The sequence below is a fragment of the Quyinboa ferrireducens genome (assembly GCF_042436675.1).
Classification (GTDB): Bacteria; Bacteroidota; Bacteroidia; order Bacteroidales; family UBA5342; genus JBHJHP01.
In genome coordinates this window covers 277,211-293,855 of record NZ_JBHMVA010000003.1, presented here as the reverse complement: position 1 = coordinate 293,855, position 16,645 = coordinate 277,211, and the positions used below count along the sequence as shown (strand labels likewise).

Annotated in this window: 11 protein-coding genes; 7 read left to right on the top strand and 4 right to left on the bottom strand. The window is 39.9% G+C overall.

Going from position 1 to position 16,645, the window contains the following annotated elements:
* Nucleotides 1-95: 95 nt before the first annotated feature.
* Both ACE01N_RS07290 and ACE01N_RS07285 read right to left on the bottom strand, forming a co-directional pair.
* Nucleotides 96-947 (bottom strand): 5'-nucleotidase, lipoprotein e(P4) family, encoded by an 852-nt coding sequence (locus ACE01N_RS07290; RefSeq protein ID WP_380586413.1) that lies wholly within the window; start codon nucleotides 945-947, stop codon nucleotides 96-98.
* A 141-nt stretch (nucleotides 948-1,088) separates the two neighbouring features.
* The gene (locus tag ACE01N_RS07285; protein WP_380586410.1) at nucleotides 1,089-1,640 is read right to left on the bottom strand and encodes a methyltransferase family protein; all 552 of its coding nucleotides are present in this window, start codon (nucleotides 1,638-1,640) and stop codon (nucleotides 1,089-1,091) included.
* A gap of 123 nt (nucleotides 1,641-1,763) precedes the next feature.
* Here ACE01N_RS07285 and ACE01N_RS07280 point away from each other — a divergent pair, with 123 nt between their 5' ends.
* Nucleotides 1,764-5,609 carry a lamin tail domain-containing protein gene (locus ACE01N_RS07280; RefSeq protein WP_380586407.1) on the top strand — a complete coding sequence of 1,282 codons (3,846 nt, stop codon included), beginning with the start codon at nucleotides 1,764-1,766 and terminating at the stop codon, nucleotides 5,607-5,609.
* Nucleotides 5,610-5,611: 2 nt separating this feature from the next.
* Here ACE01N_RS07280 and ACE01N_RS07275 read toward each other — a convergent pair whose 3' ends face one another.
* Complete coding sequence (locus tag ACE01N_RS07275; RefSeq protein WP_380586404.1) at nucleotides 5,612-6,160, bottom strand: hypothetical protein; 549 nt, start codon at nucleotides 6,158-6,160, stop codon at nucleotides 5,612-5,614.
* Nucleotides 6,161-6,284: 124 nt separating this feature from the next.
* Here ACE01N_RS07275 and lexA point away from each other — a divergent pair, with 124 nt between their 5' ends.
* The 5 genes from lexA (at nucleotide 6,285) to ACE01N_RS07250 (ending at nucleotide 12,993) form a co-directional block, all read left to right on the top strand.
* Complete coding sequence (gene lexA / locus ACE01N_RS07270; RefSeq protein ID WP_380586400.1) at nucleotides 6,285-6,908, top strand: transcriptional repressor LexA; 624 nt, start codon at nucleotides 6,285-6,287, stop codon at nucleotides 6,906-6,908.
* 91 nt (nucleotides 6,909-6,999) lie between these two features.
* Entirely contained in the window at nucleotides 7,000-7,350 is a 351-nt protein-coding gene (locus tag ACE01N_RS07265; RefSeq protein WP_380586397.1) for a four helix bundle protein, read from the top strand.
* Nucleotides 7,351-7,473: 123 nt separating this feature from the next.
* Nucleotides 7,474-8,688, top strand: a complete 1,215-nt coding sequence (gene dinB, locus ACE01N_RS07260; RefSeq protein ID WP_380586394.1) for a DNA polymerase IV — start codon at nucleotides 7,474-7,476, stop codon at nucleotides 8,686-8,688.
* 346 nt (nucleotides 8,689-9,034) lie between these two features.
* Complete coding sequence (locus ACE01N_RS07255) at nucleotides 9,035-12,010, top strand: DNA polymerase III subunit alpha (RefSeq protein ID WP_380586390.1); 2,976 nt, start codon at nucleotides 9,035-9,037, stop codon at nucleotides 12,008-12,010.
* A gap of 137 nt (nucleotides 12,011-12,147) precedes the next feature.
* A complete protein-coding gene (locus ACE01N_RS07250; protein WP_380586387.1) occupies nucleotides 12,148-12,993 on the top strand; it encodes an endonuclease/exonuclease/phosphatase family protein in 846 nt (281 codons plus the stop codon).
* A gap of 53 nt (nucleotides 12,994-13,046) precedes the next feature.
* On the opposite strand, the gene ACE01N_RS07245 is transcribed toward ACE01N_RS07250, so the two are convergent.
* Nucleotides 13,047-15,014: an alpha-L-arabinofuranosidase C-terminal domain-containing protein gene (locus ACE01N_RS07245; protein WP_380586384.1), complete on the bottom strand. Its 1,968-nt coding sequence runs from the start codon at nucleotides 15,012-15,014 to the stop codon at nucleotides 13,047-13,049.
* 243 nt (nucleotides 15,015-15,257) lie between these two features.
* On the opposite strand from ACE01N_RS07245, the gene fumC reads away from it, so the two are divergent.
* Entirely contained in the window at nucleotides 15,258-16,643 is a 1,386-nt protein-coding gene (fumC, locus tag ACE01N_RS07240; RefSeq protein ID WP_380586381.1) for a class II fumarate hydratase, read from the top strand.
* Nucleotides 16,644-16,645: the final 2 nt, after the last annotated feature.

Below are 16,645 nucleotides of genomic sequence, written 5' to 3'. Positions count from 1 at the left end.
TACAGGTGGATAGAACTCATCTTTATATCCTTTTATTTTTTTTGTTTCAATAACGATTAATATATTCAGTAATCAGTAAACTGGTTGTGATCGTTTTATTCTTTTGTGTTCAGATACTGATATTTTGATTTGATTTTTTCCTGGTCGGTTTTACTGTAATCGTAATTCCACAGTGCTTTGTCAAAGCTGCCATACGTAGGATTAGGCAGGACGAACCATTCTTTTCCCCAATGAGCAATTTGATTTAAAGCCATTTGTTTTCTTTCATTCGGATCGGGTTTGCCCAGATAGGTAAAGTCATTATAATCGTCGCCAATCAGCAGAAGTATTCTATAGGATTGTGCAATAAGTGCACGTCGTGAGGTCTTGTCTGAACCCCAGTCCGGTTGTTCGTTTTTACAAAGTACATCTTCTGCGGTTATATCAGCAGAAATTTCCTTTTTCAGGTTTTCTACTGTCGGATCCTGTAGAACGCGGTTGGTTACAAAAAATATTTTTACGCCATGGGACTGCACCTTTTCCAGGAATTCTTTGGCTCCGGGAATTGGTTCAGCCTTTTCTTCAAGAACCCATTCTTTCCATAATTCATCAGAATATGCCTGATGATTCTTTATGAGTCTGGCCTGAAAAGGGGAGTTGTCTAAAATAGTTTCATCAATATCTACAATTATTGCCGGTGGCAGGTCAGAGAAATCATTGGTTTGCTCCAGTGCTGCCGTCCAGGTTTTATCCTTTAATGCCAGCTCTAAGTTCAGAAATGCAAATTTGTAGGTTTGTTGACATAACATGTTATATTCTGCTGAAGTTTGCATCCATAACGTAGCATTCAGATTTTCGTTTGCTGTAGGGGCAGATCCGGAATTACCTTCTGATCCGATTTGACATGATGAGAGACCTGCAAAAATTGTAAATCCGAAAATAAAGATGATGGAGTTTGTTAGTTTCATTTTGCTTTCTGTTTTATCAGGCTAAATTTACCAAATTCAAATATAGAATAACACTGTATTCAAATATTTGTTGAAAATAATGTCATGGCAACACAAATCAGGGATTTCTTCCTGCATGGCCTGTATTTTGTAAATGTTGAGTTAAAAAATAAACGGAATAAACCGCTTTGTTTTTGACATATACGCTTTATATTTTTCTCCAAAATATGCTATGGATTCTTTTTCTTCATACAAGGTAGTTATGTACATGAATATTGAGGAGATTATGGCAACAATTAAAAGAGGTAAAGTTATATGTTTAAAGAATAATCCCCATGTGAGATAGACCAGTGACGCGTATAGTGGATGACGGATGTATTTAAAAACGCCATGATCAATCAGGTTTGTTGTTTTTTCAAAGTGGAAGAGTTCTTTTTCGTCTCTTTCTTTCGATGGTTTTCCGGCTCTTCGCATAACCAGATATCCGCATATTACAAGGTATGCTGCAATGAATAAAAAAATCCATGATAGAATTTGGTTCAGACCTAAAGGATTGTTAAACCAATAGCGATAGTTGCTGGCGAATAACCAGGCAATACCTTCCCACCCGAAAAATCTGTAAAACCCATGGCTCTTTATATTCTGTAACGGATGCCATGATGCAACCACCATCGGAATACTGACAATTACAAAAACAATTAGTGTATGATTCATAGGGCTAAAGTTAATCAGAGTCATTAAAAATAAGGCATTTATGGGAAAAATATTCAGAAAAAGTGTGAATAATACAATAAAGAAATTATCTTAGCCTATTGTTTTGGGAATTTAAAAGGTACTATGAATCTAATCTTTACTGCTAACCGCTTATTAAAAGGTATTGTTATGGGATTTATGCTCATGACAATTAGTTTTGGAATCCAGGCGCAGACACTGCGTATTAACGAGTTTCTGGCATTAAACCAAACGTCCATAACCGATGAAGATGGTGATTATTCCGACTGGATAGAAATTTATAATCCAACATCCGGTGCTATCAACTTACAGGAATGGGCATTAACCGATGATGCCGCCGATCTTAAAAAATGGGTTTTCCCGGATATAACGCTTGAACCGGATAAATATCTTGTAGTTTTTGCTTCAGGAAAGGACCGTATGGACCCTGCCGGTGAATTACATGCTAATTTCAAACTGAGTGGAAACGGAGAATACCTGGCATTGGTAAATCCTTCGGGAGTTCCTGTAACTGCCTTTGATCCTTCCTTCCCGGTACAGGAAACAGATGTATCATACGGTTATTTTGATGGCGCTTATGTTTCGTTTACCGTGTTGTCACCCGGAACAGTTAATCCGGGGTCGGGCAGCAGTATCATTCCGGCACCGGAATTCAGCCGTAATCATGGATTTTATGATTCTGCATTTGATCTTACAATAAGCAGTAATGTTGGTTCAGCAAAAATATATTACACTACCGACGGCAGTGAGCCGACCGAATCAAACGGAACACTGTATGTTAGTCCAATCCATATCAGTACAACCACTGTGTTACGGGCTTCTGCTTTTGTGACGGGTCAGACAGCCAGTAAAATTAACACCCAAACGTATCTGTTTGTGGATGATATTATTCATCAGCCCAATAATCCTGCCGGTTATCCCGACGAGTGGGGGCCGTTTCAAACCTTATCGGGGAATGCACCTGCTGATTATGAAGTGGATCCTGAACTTGTAGCTGATCCGGAATTTGCAGCTTCATTAAAGGTAGCCTTAAAGGAGCTTCCGGCCATCTCAATCGTGACTAAAAAGGAAAATTTCTTTTCTCACGATTACGATGAAGTAACAGGTGGTATATATATTTATACTGGATTTATTTTTACCGATAATCCTCTAGGCAGGGACTGGGAGAGACCCATTTCCTTTGAATTGTTTGACAACAAGGATTCTCTTTCTCTTCAGGTTGATTGTGGCATTACCATTAACGGTGGACATAGCCGTCTGGCCACTAAAAATCCAAAGCACTCTTTCAGGTTAAAGTTTAAAAGTGAATATGGCCCGTCAAGGTTGAACTTTCCGATTTTTGGTGAGGATGCTGATGACAGTTTTAACACATTGATTCTTCGCGGTGGTTTTAATAATACATGGGTTCATGGAGATTCTGATCAGCGTGAAAGATCGACATATCACAGAGATACCTGGGGAAAAGATATGCAGCGTGCAATGGGGCACCCGTCAGGTCATGCCTTGTATACCCATTTGTTCATCAATGGACTATACTGGGGTATTTACACCGTATCTGAGCGCATGGATAAAGATTTTGCTGCTTCGTATATGAAAGGTAGTGATGATGAGTTTGATGTGATTAAGGATTATTCTGAAGTGATGGATGGATCAGGTGATGCATGGAATGAACTTATTAGTACAGTTAATTCAGGTACTGTTTCTGATGCAACCTATCAAAAACTTCAGGGCAACAATCCGGATGGTTCTGTAAATTACAGTTACAAGCCATTACTGGATATGGACAACCTGATTGACTATATGCTGATTAATATGTATGGAGCCAACTCTGATTGGGATCACCATAACTGGGCAGCTATGTATAACAGGGTGTATCGTTGTGCCGGATATAAATTCCTGGTATGGGATGCAGAGCATATACTGGAAGGCGTGAACGATAATGTGACAAGTGAATTTAACGATGGTTGTCCCAGCAATATTTTCCAGAATATGATGAAGAATGGACTGTTTAAGCGTCGCTTTGCAGATCGTGCCTATAAATATCTTTTCAACGACGGGCTTTTGACTCCCGATAGAACAGTGGAATTATGGATGAAACGTTATGTGCAGATTGAAGATGCCATTGATGGAGAATCGGCCCGTTGGGGAGACTACAGACGTGATGTGCATTCCTGGAGTTCATCACCTTATTTGCTTTATACTAAAACAAGCTGGCTTTCAGCTGAAAGTTACATGCAGAATACCTATTTCCCTCAACGAACCGCTAAGCTTTTACAACAATTTAAAAGTGCAGGATTTTACCCAAACATTGATGTGCCGCAACTGTATCTGAACAACACTGTTACAACCGGAACAACCATAACAAGGGGAGACGTACTGACCATGCAGGTTGCCAATGGGGAGATTTATTATACAACGGACGGAAGTGATCCTATAAAAGGTGAAGTAGGTAATGTTACAGAAGAGGATCTGGTGAGCGCAACAAATGCAATGCAGGTATTGGTTCCGGAGTCTGGATTTAGTGACAATACCTGGAATACTAGCGGTTATGATGCCTCCTCGTGGGAAAACACATCTGGCTCAGCCAAAGGTGTTGGTTACGAAGCAAATTCCGGTTATGAAGCTATGATTGCAATTGATGTGGCAGATAAGATGTATGATGGTAATACTACCACTCCAAATAGTAGTTGTTTAGTGCGGTATCCTTTTACAATCAGTGATCTTAATTTAAATGATTTGTCAACATTAACCTTAGCAGTACAATATGATGATGGGTTTGCGGCTTACCTGAACGGACAGTTAGTGGCCGGAGCCAATGCACCGTCATCTCTTACATTTACCAGTGCTGCCACAGGATCACATGAAGCCGCTTCATTTGAAATTTTCTCGATATCTGCCAACATTAATTTATTGAAGCAAGGGGAAAATGTACTGGCTGTTCAGGGGTTGAACCGTAACACTTCCAGTTCAGATTTTTATATTAAAGCGACATTAAAGGCGGGAATAAGGGAATCTGATTCAGGTAGTGAAATGGCTGATGTCTATAGCGGACCAATTACGTTATCCGGTTCAGCACATGTAAAAGCAAGAACCTACTATAACAATGAATGGAGTGCATTATCTGAAGCATTTTTCAGTGTGCAGGAGGATTTAAATAACTTAAGAATTACAGAAATAAATTATCATCCTGAAGCATCCGATACTGTGGATGGTGATAAATTTGAATTCCTTGAACTGAAAAATATCGGTGATTTTGCAATAGATATGAGTGGTGTACAGATTATTAAAGGCATTAGTTATGTTTTCCCTGAAGGAACCTATCTGGAACCGGGTGGATTTATTGTACTGGCATCGGATGAAGATGACTTTTTTAACCGGTATGGTTTTATGCCATTTGGAGAATATGACGGACAGCTTGATAATAATGGTGAGCGTATTTTAGTTGCTACTGCGACAAACGATACCATCTGTGATGTCAGATATTTTGACGACTATCCATGGCCGGTAGAACCGGATGGATATGGTTATTCACTTGTTCCTGTGAAAAAGAATCCGTTAATAAATCAGGACAGCTCAGTTTACTGGACTGTGTCTTCACTGGTGAATGGTTCTCCGGGCAGGGATGATCCGATGTCTGTTGCAAATCAGGCTCCTGAAATGCCTGAGGAACTACTGACGTCATGTTATCCGAATCCGTTTAATAACCGGATGACAATCAGCTTTGAATTGCAGTCACATGCATCGGTTCAGTTAAGTATACGAAGTGTAACAGGCCAGGTAGTCCGGATCTTGACGACAGGAAATTATTCTGCAGGCACGCATCTTGCTGACTGGGATGGAACAACACAAACCGGAGCTGATTTGCCGGATGGTGTCTATTTCTACGAACTGAAGGTAGCAGGTGCCAGCGGAACTCAGGTTAAAACAGGTAAGATTATCAGGATCAGATAAGTTTATCTGAAAATTGTTTGCCAGCACTTAAGGATCCCTTTTTCGTGATCCACACGTTTAACAGGGGAGAGGTCCATTTCTTTCCGGGCCTCATTTACCTGTTGAAGTGTTGGTGTAAAGCGTTTTCCATTGTATTTCTGATGGAGCTTATAAGCAGTAATAAGCGTGGTTCCTTTAAACCTTAACGTAAAAGCGCCGGTACGCGATGGATGAATGTGTATGTACCGTTTTTCATGCTCTCCCTTTCTTAAAATCCATTCGGAATCATCGCTTAATCTCAGTGTTTTGTACGGTTTTTCTCTATGAACCCAACTTAAAAATTGTTCATTCGATTTAATACCCTTGTGGTTTAGCAGGACATCAATTTCGGTGCAAACGTTTATTGGGGTAAGCCGGCCTGTGTAAATATCAATGTAATTCGACTGAACCAGTTCAGCCCATTCTTTCATGGTTGTATTTGATGCCGATTTAATAAATTCAATAATGGATGACCTGTGATGTTTTAAAGGATTGTATCTAAAGGGAGGTGGTATGTTAAATTCAGGAAGCATTCTGATGGGTTATTCAACTCTGTATTAATTCGATCTGTAAAGGTTGCAAAATATTTTTTGATCCCTGTCCCAAAATTAGTGTTAAAATTATTGATCCTGATATATACAAAGTGTATATTTGTGTATGTTTTTGGAGTTGTCAAATAAAGAAACAGCATTATTGGAAGCCATAAGGAGTTATTTAATGCTGTATGGTAAGATGCCGAGTACAAGGAGCTTAATGCGTGATCTGGATTATAAATCGCCGCGTTCAGTAACCGTTCTTTTACAACAGCTTACCGAAAAAGGAGCATTGACCCGAAAAGGAGATGGCAGTCTTGCACTGGAAGATTTTACGTTTGAAGATCAGGGTGACAGAGCGCTTACTGCTAAAGTTCCATTGTTGGGTTCAGTGGCGTGCGGTTTGCCTATGCTTGCAGAAGAAAATGTGGAGGCTCAGATTTCTGTATCCGTTGATTTGATTGAAAAAGATAAGCGGTATTTTTTTCTCAGGGCTTCAGGAGATTCCATGAATCAAAAAGGAATTGATGATGGTGATCTGGTCCTGATCCGGCAGGATCATTCAGCTAACTCAGGTGATCTCGTTGTGGCGCTCATTGATGATGATGCAACCATAAAACAACTACAGTTGGATCAGGATCACATTGTATTGCGTCCCTGCTCAGATAATCCGGTTCATCAGCCCATTATTCTGACCCGAAATTTCAGGGTTCAGGGAGTCGTGGTTTCGGTGATTAAAGTGAGCTAAAATTGTAAGTGACTAAAGTGAGCTAGAGTTGTAAGTGAGCTAAAGTGAGCTAAAGTTACAAGTGAACTAAAGTGACTAAAGTTAGATGAAAATGGATAATAAAGAGTTTAGTAAAATTCTGGAAGAAAGAACTAAATCTTTTGCAGTTCGTATACTGAAATTTTCATCAGCCTTACCGGGTTTAGTTGAAGGACGTGTTTTAAAAAATCAACTTTCAAAATCAGGAACAAGTATAGGAGCAAATTACCGTGAAGCAAACAGGGCAAGAAGTAGAGCTGATTTTTCAAGCAGAATTAAAATATCCGAAAGTGAAGCAAGTGAAACAGTATATTGGTTAGAGGTAATTAAAGATTTTGGAAATGGAACAGAAGGTTTGGATGAGCTGGCTGTTGAAGCTAAGGAATTGCTTGCTATTTTTTCTTCGATAAGCAAAAAGCTATAAGAAAGTGAACTAAAGTGAGCTATAGTGACTAAAGTGAGCTAAAGTTTACACTCTTCTAAACTTCTAACTCTAGCTCACTTCCAACTTTAGTCACTTCCAACTCTAGTCACTCGTAACTTAAAAATGAACAAATCAATCGTACATATCGATCTGGACACATTCTTTGTGTCGTGTGAGCGGCTTCTGAATCCGGAGTTGAACAACAGACCCGTATTGGTTGGTGGAACAAGTGGCCGAGGAGTTGTGGCTGCCTGCAGTTACGAAGCGCGTACCTATGGCATTCATTCCGCTATGCCCATGCGGATGGCTCAAATGTTATGTCCTGAAGCTATTGTGGTACGGGGAAACAGTTCTATATACAGCAAATTTTCTGACACTATTACCGAGATAATAAAAGAACGTTCGCCTTTGTATGAAAAATCTTCCATAGATGAGTTCTATATTGATATGACAGGCATGGATCGTTTTTTTGGCACTTATAAGTGGGCCATCGATTTACGCGAACGCATTATCAAGGAAACAAGACTTCCCATATCTTTTGCATTATCATCAAATAAAACGGTTTCAAAAGTAGGAACAGGAGAAGCTAAGCCGAACAATCATATGCAGATTGTTAATGGGAATGAAAAGGCTTTTCTGGCACCGTTGCCGGTTAAAAAAATTCCTATGGTTGGTGATAAAACCAATAAGATGTTGACTGGTCTGGGAATAAAATACATTAAAACACTCCAGGAAATGCCTCCTGAATTGCTTGAGCGGGTGATGGGAAAGAATGGTATTGCACTTTGGAAAAAGGCTCAGGGAATTGACAACACACCAGTTGTTCCTTACCACGAACGAAAGTCAATATCATCGTCGCTCACACTTGGAAAGGATACCATTGATGTACGTCAGTTAAAAAGTATTCTAACGGCCATGGCGGAAAAACTGGCTTTTTATCTCAGGAACGGCAATAAAGTTACATCGTGCGTAACGGTTACGGTACGCTATTCCGATTTTGACACCAGAACACGTCAGAAACGCATCACTTATACATCGCTTGATCATACACTTATTCAAACCGTAATGGAGTTGTTCGATCAGTTGTACGACAGACGAGTATTGGTCAGATTAGTGGGTGTGCGCTACAGTCATTTACTGGGTGGCGGATATCAGATGAACTTGTTTGAGGATAATGAACGGTATGTGAAACTTTATCAGGCAATGGACAGGATACGTAACAGATTTGGACAGGACAGTGTACTGAGAAGTGTGACAATGGATACGAGTGGTGTGGGAATGATGAGTAATCCGTTTAATGGTGAACCACCTGTTATTCCGGCTCACAGAAGATTGTAAATAAGTGGGCTAAAGTTGAAAGTGACTAAAGTGAGCTAGAGTTACAAGTGACTAAAGTGAACTAAAGTCTAAAACTTGAGTACAACTAACATTAGTGTTGTGTCAAAGATTAAATATCATTTGCCTTTACTCATCCCAGTCCCCTTGTTCCTCGGCTATAGCTTCGGCGACTCGCGGAAAGGAGAAATCTACTCCGCGGGGAGGGTCCCTTCTTCGCCTTCGCAAAGCTTCAGCAGAGCGAGGTAGGCAATTAAAGGCTAAGCGAAGGAATAAAATTATGCGTCAGTTTATAATTGACATAACTCTAGCTCACTTTTAACTTTAGTCACTTGTAACTTTAAAAGGAATGCTATTAAATAACCATACATATTTCAGTTATAAGTTTGGAACGCTTTCTATCGAACAGCTTTTGGAAGAGGCACAATCCAAAGGGCATCAAACGTTGGTACTTACCGATGTTAACAGCACTTCGGCTGTATTTGATTTTATTCGTCTGAGCACAAAGGCAAATATAAAACCGCTTATTGGTATTGAATTCCGAAATGGTGCCGAACAGAAGTACATAGGAATAGCAAAGAATAATGCAGGTTTTCAGGCGCTGAATGAGCATCTCACACAACATTTACATTCCGGGAAGAAGTTCTCGTTACGGGCTCCGGAATTTTCAGATGTTTATATTGTCTATCCTTTTAATAAAACACCGTTTCGCGAACTGGTCCGGAATGAGTTTATTGGCATTCGGCCTTCGGACGTATCTAAACTTGTCTTTTCACAATGGCAACATCATTCAGATAAACTGGTCATTCTCGCTCCGGTAACATTCCGGAATAAACGCGATTTTAATGTGCACCGTTTGTTACGTACCATTGATAACAATACCTTATTAAGTAAGTTACCAAAGTCGGAGGAGGCATCTCCTGACGAAATTATGCTGACTCCTCAAAAACTTACAAAGATTTATGCGGATTATCCGTATATACTGGAAAATACTAAGCGTTTGACAGATTCCTGTTCCATACAGTTTGAGTTCAAAACGCCTAAAAATAAAAGTTGCTTTACAAACTCACCGGAGGAAGATTACCAACTTATGGTGGAGGAGTGCAAAAAGGGCTTGAAATACCGGTTTGGAAACCATCCGTCAAAAGCTGTTCTGGACAGGACGGAACATGAGTTAAAAATAATCAGGGAACTGAATTTCTGTTCTTATTTTTTGATCAACTGGGATCTGGTAAATTATGCCAGAAGCCGTGGTTTTTACTATGTCGGTCGGGGTAGCGGAGCCAATAGTATGGTCGCCTACCTGCTTCGAATTACCGATGTGGATCCGGTTGAACTGGATCTGTATTTTGAACGTTTTATTAATCCTTCCCGAACATCACCTCCGGATTTTGATATCGATTTTTCATCGTGGGACCGCAATGATGTAACCCGTTATTTGTTCGACCGGCATGGTTGGGACCGGACCGCTTTGGTAGGCGCTTACAGCACATTTCAATACAGATCTGTTATCAGGGAGTTGGGGAAGTCGTTTGGACTACCGGCTTCGGATATCGATAAGTTACAGGCAGACAAAGGAACCGGGTCTTTTGATGAAATTGGTCAGTTAGTGCTGAAGTACAGTAAGTTGATTGAAGGTTTTCCCAGCCATTTAACGGTGCATTCCAGTGGTATCATTATTTCAGATAAATCTTTAAGTTATTACACGTCGACCATGTTGCCGCCCAAGGGTTTCCCAACTGTATTTTTTAGTATGATAGAAGCTGAAGATGTTGGCTTTTCCAAATTTGATATTTTGGGTCAGCGCGGATTGGGGAAAATAAAGGACACTCTGGAGATTGTTTACAATAACAGGGGAGAAGAGCTGGATATTCACGATATAAACCGGTTTAAGCAGGATGTCAAAATAAAAGATCTCTTGAAGAAGGGTATGACTATTGGCTGTTTTTATGTGGAATCGCCTGCTATGCGTATGCTGCTGCAAAAACTTGAAGCAGATGATTACCTGAGGCTTGTGGCAGCCAGTTCAATTATCCGGCCTGGAGTTTCAAAAAGCGGTATGATGCGGGAATATGTGCTGCGGTACCGCCATCCGGAATTGCGTGATAAGGCACGTAATGAAATGCCGGAATTGTATGATTTACTGAAGGAAACCTACGGTGTGATGGTTTACCAGGAAGATGTACTGAAAGTAGCACATTTATTTGCAGATCTGACCCTGGCAGAGGCAGACATTCTGCGTCGGGGCATGTCCTGGAAATTTAAGCAACGCAATGAGTTTGATAAGGTGAGAGGAAAATTCTCCTCAAACTGCCGGAAGAAAAACTTTCCGGAACATATCATCGAAAGGGTCTGGAAACAGATTGAAAGTTTTGCCAATTATGCGTTTGCCAAAGGCCATTCGGCATCTTATGCTGTAGAAAGTTTTCAGGCTTTGTTTCTAAAGGCGTATTATCCCCTGGAATATCTGGTGGCAACCATAAATAATGGTGGTGGTTTTTACAGAATAGAATTGTATTTGCATGAGGCAAGGATGCATGGTGCAAAGATTGAGGTTCCATGTGTGAACCGAAGTGAGGACGAAACCACGATTAAAGGTGATACAATCTGGCTGGGGTTCAATATAATGTATAACCTCGACAATGAAACACAACGTCAGATATTGCTAAAGCGTTACCAGTATGGATTTTATAAAAATTTGCAGGATTTTATAAAAAAGGTTCCTATATCGCTTGAGCAGATAACCATTCTGATCCGGATCGGGGCATTCAGGTTCACCGGGAAATCTGTGAAGGAACTACTTTGGGATGCACATTTTATTTTGGTGAAGAGCAAAAAGACGACCCCGTCTAATACGCTGTTTGAAGAAAAGGTAAAAGAATTCAAACTGCCTGATTTGTACTATCATCAGTTGGAGCAGGCTTACAATGAGTTGGAATTGCTGGGATTTCTGGTCACATTTACACCGTTTCAGTTAGTACAAAGTATGCCGCACAATACTATTAAGGCCAGAGAATTACGTTTTTTAGTCGATCAGACCGTTAGTGTTGTTGGTTATTTGGTTCATGTTAAAAGAACTCAGACTCATGATGGTAAGATGATGAGTTTCGGGGTTTTTGTGGATGTAGAAGGAAACTGGATAGATACGGTGCAGTTTCCTCAGGTTGCAAATGATTTTCCATTCAGAGGCCCCGGATGTTATCTGATTATTGGAAAGGTGATGAATGAATTGGGATTTATAAGTATTGATGTGGCAGAACTGTACAAACTTGCCAATACTAATATCGATGAAGAATCCACGCGGTTAAAACCTGTATTGAATTAAAAAATCTGATACACCGTAACGGGAGGCTGATTTTTGATTACTTTTTACGGTGGAAAACAAACAAAGTTTTAATTTTAGCAGATAATAGAGCAAGTTAAACTATGCTACTGTTTAATTATAAACACAGAAGAAAGAACATGAACAGAATACGGATTGTAATTTTAGGATTATTTATTTCAATAGCAACATTATCAGCCCAGTCATTTAACGTAATGACTTATAACATAAAATATGATAATCCGGGAGATTCTCTTAATAACTGGGACCACCGTAAAGATATGGTTGTTGGTTTGATCCGGTTTCATAAAACAGAGATTTTTGGAATTCAGGAAGGGCTGCATCATCAGGTTGAGTATATTGTTCAACATTTGCCGGGTTTTCATTACGAGGGTGTAGGCAGGGATGATGGCAAGCAAAAAGGAGAGTACTCGGCTGTTTTTTATAATGCTGAACGGTTCAAACGTATAAAAGGAACAACATTCTGGTTGTCTGAAACACCTGACAAACCAAGTATTGGCTGGGATGCAGCTTTGGAAAGGATATGTTCATATGTTTATCTCATGGATAAAAAATCCGGCGAAAAAATGTGGATATTTAATGCTCATCTTGATCATATGGGACCGAAAGCCAGGCTGGAATCACTGAAGCTTATTCATCGCAAAATAGATGAAATGAATACAGAAAATGATCCGGTAATTCTGATGGGCGATTTTAATTCAACGCCGGTTGATGCACCAATTGTATTCATCAGTCAACATTATACCGATACCAAAATGTTGAGTAAAGAGTCGCCTTATGGACCTGATGCCACATTCAATGGATTCTTTTTTCACAAGATACCTAAGAATCGCATTGACTACATTTTTGTAAACAAAAAGGTTGGAGATGTGAACAGGTATGGTGTTTTAACGGATTCTAAGGATTGCCATTATCCTTCGGATCATTTTCCTGTTTTGGCAGAAATTGTACTGACGAAAAAATAAAAAAACAGGACCGAATTTTCAGTCCTGCTCCTTTATTCTTTAGTTAGGTTTCCTTATTTTTTTATTTTAACCACAACAAGACTTTTGGCTCCAATGTCAAGTTTCATATCCTTCCCATTGGTCTTTATGATGGTTTCTTCGGGATAAATTTCCTTAGGATTATCCAAGGTATTCATATCATCAGGAGAAGAACCCGTTAATGAGATTACGGTTACTTTTTTACCGAATTTTTTTAAGCCTTCAAAATCAAATGAAAGACTTTTGTCCGTGTTTGTGGAATTAACCAGTTTCAGGATGATTTCATTGGTAGAATTTTTAACAGATGCAGTTGCATATAAACCATCCTGTCCGGTTACATCTTTACCGTCCAGGAGAATTGGAACCACATCATCACCTGTGTTTGTGGAGAACATTTTTTGTACATAATAGTTTGCTGATCCCATAGATTTGAGATTATCAAACCAGATCAGGTCCGGTGTCCATTGCCATCCATCAACGTGTGCAAACAAAGGTGCATAGGAAGTCATTATAACGAGATCAGCATTACGTTCCATTCCAGTGATAAACGCCGCTTCAGAAAGTGCACAGTCCCAGTTATTTTTGTTTTTTGGACTGGCTATTGCAACGCTTTGGGCAGCATATTCTCCTGCAAAAACTTTCGGTCCGCTTCTGTCGTAGTTGTCATAACGGGTCGCATTATCAAGGAACCACTGTGGTGGACGGTAATAGTGTTCATCCACAATTTCGGCATGAAGTTTTTTAAGTTGTTCCCAGCCATAATCAAAATACTCGCCATCAGGGAATGGCCCGCTGCCTGAAACAACCACGATGTCAGGATATTTCTCTTTAATGGCTTTATCAAATATTTTGTAACGTTTAAAATATTCGGGTCCCCATTGTTCGTTACCGATTCCTATATATTTCAGGTTGAATGGTTCCGGATGACCCATGTCGGCTCTTACCTTTCCCCATTCAGTTGAAGGATCGCCATTGGCAAATTCAATTAAATCCAGAGCATCGTCCACATATGGATCAAGTTCTTCCATGGGAACAAGTTCACCAGTGTTGAACTGGCAGGCCATACCGCAACTTAAAATAGGCAGCGGTTGAGCGCCAAGGTCTTCCGCCAGTTGGAAATATTCAAAAAATCCCAAACCAAAGCTCTGGTAGTAGTCTGGCGTGAGACGATGTGCAAATTCAGTATTCCAACGGTTAACCAGGTTTTCGCGCTCCTCTATTGGTCCCACAGTTTTTTTCCATTGGTATCTACGGTCCAGCGTACGACCCTCTACGATACAACCTCCGGGAAATCTGAGGAATCCGGGCTGCATATCTGCCAGCAGCTGAACAAGGTCCTTTCTGAGTCCTTTGGGTCTGCCTTTCCATGTATCTTCAGGGAACATGGATATCATATCCATATCAATTATTCCTTTTTCAGCGAATGTAATTTGCAATTTTGCTTTCGGGCAGGTTTTATCTGCTCTAATGGACGTAGCATAATTTTCCCACTTGTTTCCATTAACGGCTACGGTATCTGAACCAATAATACTGCCATCCTGAGCTACGAGGCTGAAAATAACATGATTGATCCCTTTTTCTTCGCGGGCTAAAAAAGTCAGGTTATAGGTATCATCTTTTTTTATTCCCATGCCACGAAATCCTTCGTTGATAATGGAATAACCACTGGGATCATTCACTTCAATTTTTATGAAATGCTGGTTTTTTTCATCACTACTGCGTTTAATGGGCGTTGCTTTTCCTGATTTCAGATTGAGGGAATGCCTGTCTGAGTTTGGTTCAAGCCAACCCATCATTGGTTCAAAAAACTCAAATGATCGGTTCTTTACCAGTTCAGCATATATTCCGCCATCTGCAGCAAAGTTGATGTCTTCGAAAAAGATTCCGTACATGGTTGGCTGAATCTTTGCAATAGGATCATTGGGCTTTACAACAAGTTTTGTTTGCCCGACAAGGTTAACAGATAAGGCAATAAGAAAAATTGCTAATAATTTACGCGTCATAATGTTGTGAATTATAAGAGTTGTTTTTTAATTGTTAGTATAAACTTCAGTTTTGGTTTGTAAATATACCAAAATTAGTGCAATGATTCTTTGGTCGAATGTTGACAAAAAAACAATTGTGCTGTACATAATTTATGGGATCAAATTTAATCCCAATGGTTTTAACTTCTATGCAGATATTAAAGTTCCTTAAGTATTATGCATTTTTTCGTGATAATTTGTTTATCAATAAATTACAATGCTATGAAATTCAGAATTGAACACGATGCACTTGGAGATGTCAGGGTTCCTGAAGATAAATATTGGGGAGCCCAAACGGAAAGGAGTTTAAACAACTTTAAGATTGGACCAGCAGCCAGCATGCCTGGGGAAATCATACATGCTTTTGCAATTGTAAAAAAGTCAGCGGCGTTGGTTAATAACGAATTAGGCTTATTTGAAAAAGATAAAGCCAATGTTATTATTTCGGTATGCGATGAGATTTTAGATCATAAACTGGATGATCAGTTTCCTTTGGTTATATGGCAAACAGGCAGTGGTACGCAGACAAATATGAATGTGAATGAGGTAATAGCTAATAGCGGACACGTACTGAATGGCGGAGACCTGAGCGATGAAAAGAAATTTTTAAGCCCTGTTGATGACGTCAATAAAAGTCAGAGCAGCAACGACACCTTTCCGACTGCTCTGCATATAGCAGCTTACCAGCTTACGGTAGAAAATACACTTAACGGATTGAAGCAACTAAGAGATGCACTTCATGAAAAATCTGTTTTGTTTTCAGATATAGTTAAGCTGGGGCGCACACATTTTATGGATGCAACACCGGTTACTTTAGGGCAGGAATTTAGTGGCTATACACAGCAAATAGATAATGGTATCGATGCGATTGAAAATGCATTGGAAAAAGTTGCGTTACTTGCACTGGGAGGGACCGCTGTTGGAACCGGCTTAAATGCACCTGAAAAGTTCGATGAGCTCACGGCACTTAAAATTGCAGAATTAACAGGTTATCCTTTTAAAACTGCTCCGAATAAATTTGAGGCCCTGGCCTCAAATGATGCCATTGTTGAATTAAGCGGAGCTTTTAAGCGGGTGGCAGTAAGTCTGATGAAGATTGGCAATGATATACGGATGCTGAGCAGTGGTCCGCGTGGTGGTATAGGAGAGATAATTATACCGTCAAATGAACCAGGGTCAAGCATTATGCCGGGTAAGGTAAATCCAACTCAGTCTGAAGCTGTAACAATGGTGGCTGCCCAGGTTATGGGAAACGATGTTACAATCGGTATTGCGGGAAGTAACGGACAATTTGAACTCAACGTGTTCCGCCCGGTTATAGCAGCTAATATCATACAGAGTGCCCGGCTTTTAGGAGATGTAAGTCTTAGTTTTTGTGATCATTGTATTAAAGGAATTAAAGCAAACAAGACGAAAATTGATTCAAATCTTAAGAATTCACTTATGCTCGTAACCAGCCTGAATCCGCATATTGGCTATTATAAATCAGCAGAAATCGCTATGAAAGCCTACAAAGAAAACACCACGTTAAAGGAAGCAGCAATGGCATTGGATTATGTTACTGAAAAAGAGTTTGATGAATGGGTTGATCCTTCCAAAATGGTTTAACG

Excerpts from the sequence above, each read along its gene's own strand:
- ACE01N_RS07290 (WP_380586413.1), bottom strand. The coding sequence starts at position 947 with ATGAAACTAACAAACTCCATCATCTTTATTTTCGGATTTACAATTTTT.
- ACE01N_RS07285 (WP_380586410.1), bottom strand. The coding sequence starts at position 1,640 with ATGAATCATACACTAATTGTTTTTGTAATTGTCAGTATTCCGATGGTG.
- ACE01N_RS07280 (WP_380586407.1), top strand. The coding sequence starts at position 1,764 with ATGAATCTAATCTTTACTGCTAACCGCTTATTAAAAGGTATTGTTATG.
- ACE01N_RS07275 (WP_380586404.1), bottom strand. The coding sequence starts at position 6,160 with ATGCTTCCTGAATTTAACATACCACCTCCCTTTAGATACAATCCTTTA.
- lexA (WP_380586400.1), top strand. The coding sequence starts at position 6,285 with ATGTTTTTGGAGTTGTCAAATAAAGAAACAGCATTATTGGAAGCCATA.
- ACE01N_RS07265 (WP_380586397.1), top strand. The coding sequence starts at position 7,000 with ATGGATAATAAAGAGTTTAGTAAAATTCTGGAAGAAAGAACTAAATCT.
- dinB (WP_380586394.1), top strand. The coding sequence starts at position 7,474 with ATGAACAAATCAATCGTACATATCGATCTGGACACATTCTTTGTGTCG.
- ACE01N_RS07255 (WP_380586390.1), top strand. The coding sequence starts at position 9,035 with ATGCTATTAAATAACCATACATATTTCAGTTATAAGTTTGGAACGCTT.
- ACE01N_RS07250 (WP_380586387.1), top strand. The coding sequence starts at position 12,148 with ATGAACAGAATACGGATTGTAATTTTAGGATTATTTATTTCAATAGCA.
- ACE01N_RS07245 (WP_380586384.1), bottom strand. The coding sequence starts at position 15,014 with ATGACGCGTAAATTATTAGCAATTTTTCTTATTGCCTTATCTGTTAAC.
- fumC (WP_380586381.1), top strand. The coding sequence starts at position 15,258 with ATGAAATTCAGAATTGAACACGATGCACTTGGAGATGTCAGGGTTCCT.